This window comes from Deltaproteobacteria bacterium, assembly GCA_016931625.1.
Lineage (GTDB): Bacteria > Myxococcota > XYA12-FULL-58-9 > XYA12-FULL-58-9 > JAFGEK01 > JAFGEK01.
Map to the genome: position 1 here is coordinate 1 of JAFGEK010000151.1, position 12061 is coordinate 12061.

8 protein-coding genes are annotated in these 12061 nt (G+C 39.5%); 6 read left to right on the top strand and 2 right to left on the bottom strand.

Annotated features, from left to right (window positions below):
• Positions 1-603 (bottom strand): peptidase S41 (locus JW841_12815; GenBank protein MBN1961819.1); only part of this gene is annotated, 603 nt, incomplete at its 3' end.
• Between the two features lie 227 nt (positions 604-830).
• Here JW841_12815 and JW841_12820 point away from each other — a divergent pair.
• Together JW841_12820 and JW841_12825 are read left to right on the top strand one after the other, a co-directional pair.
• Entirely contained in the window at positions 831-2273 is a 1443-nt protein-coding gene (locus JW841_12820; GenBank protein ID MBN1961820.1) for a sulfatase, read from the top strand.
• A gap of 76 nt (positions 2274-2349) precedes the next feature.
• Positions 2350-2697, top strand: coding sequence for a zinc ribbon domain-containing protein (locus tag JW841_12825; protein ID MBN1961821.1), 348 nt, complete (start codon positions 2350-2352; stop codon positions 2695-2697).
• A gap of 46 nt (positions 2698-2743) precedes the next feature.
• Here JW841_12825 and JW841_12830 read toward each other — a convergent pair whose 3' ends face one another.
• Positions 2744-3019 carry an HU family DNA-binding protein gene (locus JW841_12830; protein ID MBN1961822.1) on the bottom strand — a complete coding sequence of 92 codons (276 nt, stop codon included), beginning with the start codon at positions 3017-3019 and terminating at the stop codon, positions 2744-2746.
• Between the two features lie 158 nt (positions 3020-3177).
• Between JW841_12830 and JW841_12835 the strand changes: the two genes are divergently transcribed.
• The 4 genes from JW841_12835 to JW841_12850 form a co-directional block, all read left to right on the top strand.
• Positions 3178-5763, top strand: coding sequence for a response regulator (locus JW841_12835; protein ID MBN1961823.1), 2586 nt, complete (start codon positions 3178-3180; stop codon positions 5761-5763).
• A 512-nt stretch (positions 5764-6275) separates the two neighbouring features.
• Positions 6276-7064 (top strand): electron transfer flavoprotein subunit beta/FixA family protein, encoded by a 789-nt coding sequence (locus tag JW841_12840; GenBank protein ID MBN1961824.1) that lies wholly within the window; start codon positions 6276-6278, stop codon positions 7062-7064.
• A gap of 82 nt (positions 7065-7146) precedes the next feature.
• The gene (locus tag JW841_12845; GenBank protein ID MBN1961825.1) at positions 7147-8115 is read left to right on the top strand and encodes an electron transfer flavoprotein subunit alpha/FixB family protein; all 969 of its coding nucleotides are present in this window, start codon (positions 7147-7149) and stop codon (positions 8113-8115) included.
• A gap of 89 nt (positions 8116-8204) precedes the next feature.
• Positions 8205-12061, top strand: a 3857-nt coding sequence (locus JW841_12850; protein ID MBN1961826.1) for a translocation/assembly module TamB domain-containing protein, incomplete at its 3' end; no start/stop codon positions are given.

Below are 12061 nucleotides of genomic sequence, written 5' to 3' on the forward strand. Positions count from 1 at the left end.
AATTACTATTCCCAAACCACCAAATTCACCTTTAGTAGACGTCTTAACCTCTGCAAAACTCTCTGGTTTAAGCAAAATTGAATGGGGATCAAGCCTCGATAACATGCCATTAATGGCAGCGTACTCAACATCTTGTCTTTGTTCTGGATCTGGCAATTGATTTTGCAAAAAGCGGAAAATGTCACGTAAAAGCATAGTCACTTCCCACAATTGATCCATATTGCTTAAATCAAAAACCCGTTCTACACTGCCAACTGAAATCTTTACAAATTCAGGAGCCTTCGAGCGATCAACCAAAACTTCTGGTACTGATTTTTCGATATATTCTAAAGCTGCTAAAAACATTTCATATGGGTGTATACGTTCCGGCTCGACATAATTTTCTCTTATAAGCAAAATGACATGACTGAGAATTTGATGCGCGCTTAAATCATACGAAGCAACTGTTGGTATTGGACCTTCTTCAATTGAAGCGCCAGCAGATAAATTCGCATTAATTTGTGAATTTATCTGAAATACTTCCGCTCTATTTGTAATAACAATAATTACCGCGGCAAGCATAACTGCAACGCTTGCAATCCCCATGAATAACCATTTTTTCAAACTTTAACTCCGTCGATGAAAACCTAAAACTTGCAACGCCTTATCTGAAGTTGCTTTTCATCTGACCATTACTCCTACTTTTCAGGTTAGTACCTTGATTGTAACACCGCAAGGAAATCACCAAGAACAATTATTTAATTAGTAAAATAATATCACTAACCAACAATATAATTAAAAAAACGCTAAGCTTTTGACAGTTTTAAATTCATTGCTATGCTTAATATTAGGTGAGAATGCATTTTTTATTTACCCTGCTGTTAGCCTTATTGCTTTGGTCTTGTAAGGGGGCTAGTGCTAGCAGCACAATATCAACCCAACCGGCAAAACCATTTGCCACCCGCAGTACTTTACCCTCCGGTCAACCGTCGCCACTTGGTGTTATTTTGATTACCGTCGATACTATGCGGGCTGATTACCTTTCTAGCTATGGACATACACATGTACTTACACCAAATTTTGATCGTTTAGCTTCTGGTGGAGTACTTTTTTCACAAGCTTTTTCTCAAACCACCACTACCACACCATCACACTCGTCAATTATGACGAGCTTATATTTGCAAGATCATAATGTTTATTCAAACTTTGAAGCTCTTGGCACTGCTCCGCGCACCTTGGCCGAAATATTAGCCGGTCGTGGTTATGCCACCTATGCCATAGTAAATATGCAGCATTTAAATCCTGAAATATCGGGCTTAGACCAAGGCTTCGCTACTTTTGTTAAAAGCACCAGTACCCGTAGAGCGGGAGAGACTATTGATAATTTTCTTAGTTGGCTCGATACATTAGGTGAAAAACACTTTTTTGCTTGGTTGCATTTAGCCGATGTACACACGCCATATAGCCCACCCGCTCCATATGATAATATGTACTATGATAAAGACGAAAGTGATCCAACCAAACACTCTCTACAGCGTATCTGGCATTTGTTGCCAGAAAATATGAGCGATCATCCTTGCTTTCGCGCTTGGCTTGACGGTGTAACCGATCTCGACTGGGTTTTGGCCCAATATCAAGGGGCGGTAACCTATGTTGACGACGAAATTGGACGTTTAATTGAAACCCTTCATGAGCGGCGTTTGCTCGAACAAACTGCTTTAGTACTAACTGCTGATCATGGAGAATCTCTCGGTGAACATGGTATGTATTTTGTACACACCGGATTGTATGAAACAACTTCACATATCCCTCTGATTTTTTACTTTCCAGGTTCAGGTCGCCAAGGTATTGCAGTAAACGAGGTAGTAGAAAGTATAGATATTTATCCCACTATTTTGGAATATTTAGATTTACCTATACCTCGTGGGATACGTGGTCGTTCACTATGGCCGTTAATTAGAGGTGAAGTACCGCCACCTCATATAGCTATGATTGAGCATGCCGGACGCAACTTAGTAGCGTTACGTTCTGATCGTTATAAATACATTAAGCATTTGCGTACATTGCATATTCAACCTTCTTATCCATTTATCCAAGGTAAAGAAGAACTCTATGATTTAAAATCAGATCCGCAAGAACGATTCGATATAGCTTCTCAATCACCTGAAATATTACGTGTATTTCGTCGTGATTTAGCATCAAGACGAAATAAACAACTTGGCTTAGCAACAGGAAAAGCCGAATTAACTCGAGAAACTATCGAAGTTTTACGATCACTTGGCTATGTCCGCTAATTTGTGCTGTTAACAACAAATTGCAATACTCTTACGGCTTGACGTTACGCTTTTTCGACCTTAAATAAACTTCGTCATGCCTATCTATGAATATAAATGTGAAGGTTGCGGCGAAATTTTTGAGCTAATACAGCGTTACAGTGATCCTCCACCAGAAAAACACGATAAATGCGGCTCAAGTGATGTGCATCGTATTATGAGTCCAAGTGCTTTTGTTTTTAAAGGTGAGGGTTGGTATATTACCGATTACGCTCGTAAAGATAAAAAACAACAGAATAACACTAAAACATTAAATAAAGAGCAAGATAAGTCTTCGACGGCTGACACTAAAAAAGATTCGTCAAACAACTCAACTAGTTCGAGCTCATCAAGCTCTGAAAGTTCGTCAAACTCTTTAAGCCCTAAAAATTCATCAGCTGCATAAATAGCTAATATTTATAACTTTTTGTCTTATAACCAATGCCTACACTTTAGAGACTAGCTTTAAAATGCGGCGCTGGTTTAAATGCCACAGTTTTTGTAGGTGCTATTGCAATTATTTCACCTGTTTTTGGATTGCGACCTTTACGTGCTTTGCGTTTTTTCACAGTCCATGTGCCAAAGCCCGGATAAGTAAAACGCTTGTCTTTACGAATGGCTTTGTGCAAGTGCTCAAAGGTTGATTCTACGACATGTGCCACCATACGTTTGCTAAGCCCAGGCCCGATATCCTTGGCGACACGTTCAATTAAGTCCGCCTTGGTCATTATCATCTTCTCCCTTGATCAAACAGTAGATCTTGTTAGAAATCCATCACTACAGCATTGTGTCAAGTACGTTTTGACGAAAGTAAACAACAGTTTTGCATAAGTTGCTGCACAAGTCTCGCACTGAAGTCAAATTATGCGCTAGGCTATAAGGATACATGGCTACCACCATTCTTGTATCAGACATTGATAAAATCACCCGCGAACTCATCACTACCGTGTTAGCCCGTGAAGGCTTTCATGTTACCACTGCTCACGATACTAACACAGTTTTATCTTGCTTTGATGAACAAGTTTTTAATTTACTTATTTGTAGTTCAGCTTTACCTGAAATACCACTTCAAGAATTTTGCGCACAAATACGTGCTAAACAAAACGATGTCAAAATTTTATTACTAGTCGCTAGTAGCGAACTTGTCTCTAATACTGCTGAAACGCTCGCAGAAAATATTGGCTGCGATGCAGTAGTGCCACGTCCTTTTCGCTATCCTGCGTTAAGCGGCCTCATTAAAAAATGGGAATTGTCAATAAGTGAACCTAAAAATGCAAATAATGAAACAAGTAAAATGTCTTTTGGAGTTCCCTTAGTTGCAGTTGGTTTTGATATAGCCCAAGTAGCTGTACCAGAACCAATTGTAGAAAAACCTGAAGAGTTATTAAAAAATCCTGAAGAAGAATTAAACCTCGAAGCTGGTGCTATCTCTACCAACAATAATATTCCGATACCTATTCCACTTTTACCTCTGTCATCAGAATCTCAAATAACAGAAGCTAAACCCGTAGCGATAACACCCGAACCACTATCTTTAGATACAACTAGTACAGCAGAGATAACCCCAACTCAAACACCAATAGCTCGTAAACCGTCACCACAAATTCAAGATCTTACAGCTAGCACTGCAATATCAGAAGAAACTCAAGAAGAACATTATATTGCCTCTGATACACCCAACGAAACCGAGCTTGATCTTGATAGTATGCTCACCGTTAAAGAATCGACAGCAGAGCATGCGGTGAGCGAACCTGCCTCTGATACGGTGGTCGGCAGACCATCATTTTTTACAAAACCACCAACGCAAAAAGAATCGCCGACAACAACTAGCATTCTAGAGTTGTCAAATACTGTTCACGCCTCAGCGGAACAAGGCAAACATACTAGTAATTTGCCTCCAACCCTTGAGCGTGTTGGTATGCTGCAAGATGTTCCACTACCACGTCTATTATTTGAGCTGTATGTTGCAACCTTTTCTGGAAAAATCCAGCTGACTCGCTTAGGAATTTCTCGCACTATTTATTTATGGGATGGCATTGTTGTTAGAGTTGATTCACAACAAATTGACGAATCTTTAGGACGACATCTTGTCGCTCATGGTCGCATCACCCCTGCAGAATATGAATCGGTGATTAATACACCTGCTAAAACTACAGCTAATGAAGTTGATGCTTTTTTAAACAGCGGCATTATCAATAAAGAAGAATTATTAGATATTTTACATAACCTTACCGAACAACGTCTTGCCAATGCTTTTTCTTGGCGTGATGGTAGTTATGAAATTGAATCAGATAATCACTTCGCTGACACCATGATTCTTACTGAGGTTGATATATTTAAAGGAATTTGGCGTGGTGTACGCGAACATTATGATCTCATTTCATTAATGACCTATTTCCAAACTCTTCATGATCGCTATGTCGTCGGTACTGTACTTTTTGATGTGCACTTTGAAAGCTTTGGACCATTTTTACGAAACATTGATATTGTTACTCTCCTTGACGGCCATACAACTTTCGCAACCGCACTACGAAGCGATGATAGCCGTGCCTTAGAGATTGCTCAGGCGTTATACGTGCTTTTAGTAACTGATATGGTGCGTGCTACACTCAAACCAGGAGACGCCGTAAGTGTTCCTCAAAAAAATGCTCAACCCAAAGTTAGCAATGAACCTACCGACTATCGCGCCATTACTGCTATCTGTGATGAAATTAACAAAGAATATTTACGCATTAAAGAATGCGATTTCTTTGATGCTTTACGTGTAGATTCAACTGCCGATAAAGAGACTGTTGATGCTGCTTATGAAAATATAATCAGCCCCTTTAAAACCGAATCTTTACCTACGGGGTTACCAGATGATGTCCAACGTCGAGCAGTTGAAATTATATCGATTTTAACCAAAGCACGTAATACTATACGTTCTAAAGAACTACGTGAACGTTATACCGCCACCCAACAATCACGCTATTTGTCCGAAGACGATAACGCCCAAGAGATGCAAATTACTGACATCAGTACCCCAACCGCCTATGAAATAGCAGCACAAGCGGCAAATGCCGCTATTGATATTGACCATAATGCACAGCAAGATCGTGAAGCACGACAACTTGCTGAGCGTGCATTTGCTGATGGCATGCGCTTATTTAATAATAATGAATTAGAAATGGCGCACCAAAAATTGGCAGTAGCTATCCGTTTAAACGATAAAGAGCCAAGTTATCGGGTTGCATTAGCCCAAGTAATGTTAGCAGCAAAAGATATTAATAATAATATACGTCGTGAAGCCGCTAATTTATTGCAGCATGCCTTAAAGATTGATCCATCACATGTTGATGCTAATTTTGAATTAGCACGACTCTTAGTTGATGTGGGACAAAACAACCCAGCTCGTATCTGTATTATGCGCATTTTACAACGGGCTCCAGAACATCGCGAAGCACGAGCTTTGCTACAAAAAATTATTGCTTAATATATGAGCCACTTGCAAAACTCGATAATATTAAAAATTATACTAATAATAACGTCATTACCGCGAAAGCGGGGATCCAGGAATGCTATGTAAAAACAATATGTTATGGACCCCCGCGTTCGCGAGGGTGACGATGAAAAGATTATTATGGTATTTTTGCAAGTGGCTTATATGCATAATTTTAAATCTTGAACCCCGTTATCCGTTGTTCTGCACCCGCTTTGAGTGTCTGGCACAAAGCCTCACAAAGCCTCATCATCAGTTTACCTCAAAATCAAATAGTTTTAACGCAATAACTTGTTTTTACATTATATTTTGAATTACCAGTAAATCAAATATTAAGCTGTATCGTATCTACATTTACAAAAGACTTAACTCGATTTTCATCTTTGACACCAACAGGCTTGACACCACCACCATCATCTAACTAGTTAATCCGACTTTAAAAGCATGGTTATCTGTTTAACACTACAATTTTTAGCGATTGCTAAACAAATCGAGAAAGGCTTACCGTGAAGCTACTCGTTACTATCAAACGCGTTGAAGATCCCGAAATCAAAATCAAGGTTAAAGCCGACGGTTCTGGTATTGAAACTGAGCAGATGAAATACGCCATGAATCCCTTCGACGAAATTGCGGTTGAAGAGGCTTTGCGCCTACGTGATCAACAGCAAGGCGAAGTGGTGATTGTCAGTATCGGCAATCAAGAAGCACAACAGCAAATTCGTAGTGCGCTGGCTATGGGTGCAGATCGCGGTATTCATGTTACAGTTGATCAAAATATCGATCCTCTCGCTGCCGCTACTGTGCTTAGCAAAATCGCCGCCGAAGAAAAACCTGACCTCATTCTGCTTGGCAAGCAAGCTGTTGATGACGATATGGGCCAAGTTGGCACTATGCTTGCCGAAAAACTCGGTTGGGGCCAAGCAAGTTTTGCCTCAAAAGAAGAAAACCTCGAATCCGAAGCTGAGAAAAATAAAGTCCCAGCAATCAAAATTGATAATAACAATGCCATTGTTATTCGTGAGGTAGATGGTGGTCTTGAAACTGTTTCAATAACAATGCCAGCAGTTGTCACCACCGATTTACGTCTTTGTAATCCACGCTTGGCTTCGCTTCCAGGAATTATGAAAGCCAAGAAAAAAGAAATAAAAGCTCGTACTCTCGCCGAATTCGGGATTAGCGACAACAAGGTGCAAATCATTAAAATGGAGGCACCCAAACAACGCCAAGCCGGTATTCAAGTACCGGATGTAGCAACGCTGGTAGAAAAACTGCACAACGAAGCCAAGGTTATTTAGTATAACAACTTGACGCTTATTTTGTGCATCGGCAACAAAACCTACTTTGCTTGAAAAAGCTTAACCAAGAGAGTTTAATTATATGTCAAACGTACTTATATTAGTTGAGCAGTTAAAAGGTGCTCCTAAAAAAACTTCATTAAATGGTATTACTTTCGGTCAACAATTAGTGGCTAAATCAGGTGGCGAGCTTCATCTAGCTGTCATTGGCAAAGATGCCAACCAAGTAGCTACCCAGTTACGTAGCTATGGTGCTGCCAAAATTCATGTAATTACCGGCGAAGCATTTGCTGCACCAGTAGTCGAAACTTTAACCGCAGCTTTAGCTACTGCTGCCCAAGCTTGTAGTGCTAATATTATTGCTGCGGCCTCCTCAAGTACCATAAAAGATGTTCTGCCTCGTTTGGCGGCTCGACTTGATGCGGCCATGGCCAGTGATGTCATAGAGGTCGTTGATGACAGTACCTTTAAACGACCAATGTGGGCTGGCAATGTCACTGCTACCGTACGTTTAACTACCCCAATGCGTATTTGTTCAGTAAGATCGACTGAATTTGATGAACCAGAAAACAAAGGTGGCGAGTCAGCTATTGCTGAAATAAATTTCGAACTTGATCTTAGTGCTATTAAAACCAAGCTTGTAAACTTTAAAGAAATTAAGAGCCAACGCCCCGATGTCACCACCGCTAATATTGTAGTTTCAGGTGGTCGTGGGGTAAAAAATCCTGAAGGTTTTGCTATTGTTGAACAACTTGCCGATACTCTTGGGGCAGGCGTTGGCGCTACGCGAGCTGTAGTTGACGCTGGCTGGGTGCCAAACGACTTACAGGTGGGGCAAACCGGCAAAATTGTCGCGCCAAACCTTTATATAGCTGTTGGTATCTCTGGTGCGATTCAGCACTTAGCCGGCATGAAAGGCTCTAAAACTATCGTTGCCATTAATAAAGACCCTGAAGCCCCCATTTTTCAAATAGCTGACTACGGTTTAGTAGCCGATATGCAAAAAGCAGTGCCTGAGCTTATTAACGCAATTAAATCGATGCGAGCCTAGGGGTTCATCCCTAATTTCGTAAATCATTTGCAAAATTACTGTTTACTTACTTTACCTAATACGTAGCCTTCCGCTACGATCTGCGAGACGTGTGGCGACGGCTTATAATTATTTTTTGTATCCTGGCTGGTGTGTTAACCGGTGCAGCGCTGTTTATTAAAAGCGAGCGTGTCACTACGAGTTTGCGCTCCTACATAGAAAGCTTTGCCAAAAATACCTTAGGTTTTAATCTGCAAATAGAGGCCGTCAACATTGACTTATGGCCGCCATGTTTACGCTTTGACAATGCCGTCATTAATTTACCCAAACAAATAAATCCCATAGTGATTTTAGAACATGGCTCAATTTCGATAAATCCTTGGCCAACCGCCACCGGAGCCGTCGTTATTTCCCAGCTAACCCTTGACGGTGTACATACCGACATCGACACCAAAGCTTTACGAACACTTTTTAAAAAAAATAGCAAAAATCAAATGCGTTTGCCTTTTGATATTCGTGCTTTAAATCTTCATAAAGCAAATATCAAACTTCGTCACAATAACTGGCGAATTAAGGTCAGCGATGCAAATATTGAAGCGATTCCAACATCAAGAGGCCGACGTACAATTCAATTAAATTGGCCCGCTACTACACTGCTAAACAATTCGCAAAATTTTACCTTCGCTACCAAATTGCATGCCATAGTGAATGGTAGCCTTGATCAATTAGAATCTATTCAAATTATTGATAGTAGCTTTATTCATGATAAAGATATTTTAACTTGTGCCGGTATTATTAATTTTGGACAGCAAGCTAATATTGACCTTAATATAGATGCAAAGACAACACTTGATTGGTTAGGACAATTCGACATTGGTCTGCCCCCACTTCGCGGACAGTCCCAACTAACCTTAAAGTTACACGGCCCTTTTACTACACCCACAGCAAATATTCGTCTTAAAATTAAACAATTAGTACTATACCAAGCCGATTGTGGTGATCTCGAAGTTGAAATGCGTTTGTTGCGAACCCATGCACGCATTGACAGCTTCAAACTTACTCATAAAGAAGCGGGTATGCTCACCGGCAGCGGAACCATTGACTTCACTAAAAAATTAACAGTAAGTGCCGCGATCAGATTACATAACAGCTCACTACCATTAATTATTGAAAAAGTTGGTCTTAATGATGCTTGGGTTGATGCACGAGTAAATGGTGATGTAGCTTTACGTGGTCAACTAAATCCTTTATCACTGCAACTTGAAACAGATATCAGTATTGCAAACTTTCGTGTCTTTAATCAAAGTTTTCATAATGCTGCTACAGCTAAAACCTATTTGCAGCTTCCAATGGTCGATGCCAAAGGCATAGTAGCTGTTAATAATATAGCTGTTTCTTTAAATAATTTAGCTATAACTCGTAATAGTTCACATGCACATATTAATGGTGAATTATATTTCGACTCTTCACCTTTTTTACAATTACAGTTCAGTTCAGACAATTTTGAGTTGAGTGACTTAGGTCCTATTGCCAACATTAATTTTGATGGTCATGGTGCGTTACATGCAATGATTACTGGTCCATATAGCAATCCATTCATTGCAAGTACTATTGATTTTAAAAATTTCTCGGTCGATAATTATCTCATCGGCGATACCACCGCGACGATTTTCTATAATAGTTTAGTTTTACGTATTGAAGATGCAAGCGGCTACCGTAGTGGTGGCAGTTTTACCGCAAACGGCTCAATTGATTTTAATTATGAGTATATTACTACTGAAGCTACTGCAGATATTTATAGTATGAGATTTAATGATCTGTTAGCTACTATTAATATAACCCCAAGAAGCCTAAATAGCCGAATAAGTTCTAATGTAAATGCTAACATTAAAATTAGTGGTTCTTTATTAAGTCCAACGATAAGCTGTGAACTTAGCGCGCCTTCTTTATCAATTGATACGGTGAATTTAGGCGGCCTGCTTCTATCAACTCATTATGACTTTGCAAGCCAAATAGCAAAACTACATTTAGAAACGCACACCGATCATGGTCAAATAGTTGGAGATCTACTGTTGGAAACTAACCATACCCTAACAATTGATACAAATTGGTCTGATATTTCTCTTGCAGCTATTGCACCACTTATTGGTGATGTTGATATTTCGGGAGATACCACAGGAAAATTCAATCTCTTTGGTTCTGCAGATTCTTTTAAAGGTAATTTAATAATCAATGCTAGCAACTTAATATTCTATAAAACTTATTTAAATACTTTATATATTAAGGGAAAAATCATTAATGATAAGATGATCATCAAAGGCACTACTAACAACGGTTTGAGTGCTTTTAATGGTGAAATTACTTTAACACCCGAAATTCCATTTTGGTCAAATATTAATTTTAAAAACATACTTGTTTCTGAATTATGGAAATTGAATACTAACTTTGATTCTACTATTGGCGGTGATATACATACGCAAGGATTATTAACAGATTCTAATACTATTTCTGCAAAAATCACTATTAACCAAGCAACAACACAACTATTAGGAATAAAATTACAACCTACTCACCCTCTGCATCTGCATTATGATAATAAAAAATTGGCTATTATTGACTTTGCAATGATTGGTAATGGCATTACCCTTAATTTAAATGGTTATTTAAAAAACGATGGCTCTCCAAGAATTACTTTAACAACAGTTGGTGAACTCGATTCGGCACGACTTAGCTTAGGTCGTCTACAAACTAATCGTGGACATTTAGAAATTAATATCAATACCCAAGGGACATGGGAAACTCCTTACTTCTTTGGCTCTGCTTCAATTAAAGATGCCGCTATGCATGTTCTCGATAGTGAGCTTAGGTTTGATTCTATTAATGGTAAAGCAAACTTTACCGGTAGAAATATTAATATCGAAGGCATATCAACTCAAATTGGCCAAGGTCGAGCGAGCGTACAAGGTCAGATAACCCTTTTACCAGAACGCCAACCAGAATTAGAACTACATGGCAACCTTGATAATATAACGTTAAATCCACAGCCTCAATTAAATCTTACCCTGCGCGGTGACTTGCATTTGCTAGGCCCAACTAATGATCCACAATTAACTGGCAATATTACAATGCAGTCGCTGCGTTACAATGCCAATATTGATATTAAGCGTCTTATCCCTAAACGTAATGTCCCTCCGCTTCGCGTCACTGATACCAGCGGAAATAATGCTATTCGTTTAGGCATCAAACTAAATGCTAATAATAGTATCTTCATAAACAGCCCAGTACTTGATGCAGAACTTAGAGCTGACTTGATGATTACCGGCACTACTGAACGCTTGGGTTTAATTGGCAGCATGAGTCCACTATGGGCTCGTGCACGTTATCAGGAGAATGTATTTACTATTGAGCGTGCTTCAATTTTATTTACTGATGAATACCGGATCTTCACTGAATTTGACTTGCGTGCACATACTCAAGCCTGCAATATGGATGTAACTGTTGACATCCAAGGTACTTCAGATAGTTATAATGTAATTCCTAATGGTATTGATAAAAATGGTCCAGTTGCACAACAAGACGTCTTAACTTGTTTACAATTCGGTTTACGTTTGCGTGATCTTCGTAATACTGATGGTGAGCTTTCTGATCGACTAGCTAGCCGTGGCCTTGATGCTTTGTGGGCGGTGTCTGGTCTTGATCAACAAGTGCAACGTATTTTACCGATTGTAGATGAGCTAAGAGTTGCCTCCGGTTGGTCACAACGCACTAAACGTGTGACTCCAAGAATGGTAGTTGGTAAAGACCTTGGTGAAAATTTACAGCTTTCTTATTCACGTGCACTTGATGTTGCTGATGATCAAATGTTCTCTGTTGCTTATCAGATGAACGAACTTACTACGGTAATGGGTACTTGGAATACCGGTAGCGATGCACAGCTTGGTGATTTTGGACTTGATTTGCGTCTTCG

Excerpts from the sequence above, each read along its gene's own strand:
- JW841_12825 (MBN1961821.1), top strand. The coding sequence starts at position 2,350 with ATGCCTATCTATGAATATAAATGTGAAGGTTGCGGCGAAATTTTTGAG.
- JW841_12830 (MBN1961822.1), bottom strand. The coding sequence starts at position 3,019 with ATGACCAAGGCGGACTTAATTGAACGTGTCGCCAAGGATATCGGGCCT.
- JW841_12835 (MBN1961823.1), top strand. The coding sequence starts at position 3,178 with ATGGCTACCACCATTCTTGTATCAGACATTGATAAAATCACCCGCGAA.
- JW841_12845 (MBN1961825.1), top strand. The coding sequence starts at position 7,147 with ATGTCAAACGTACTTATATTAGTTGAGCAGTTAAAAGGTGCTCCTAAA.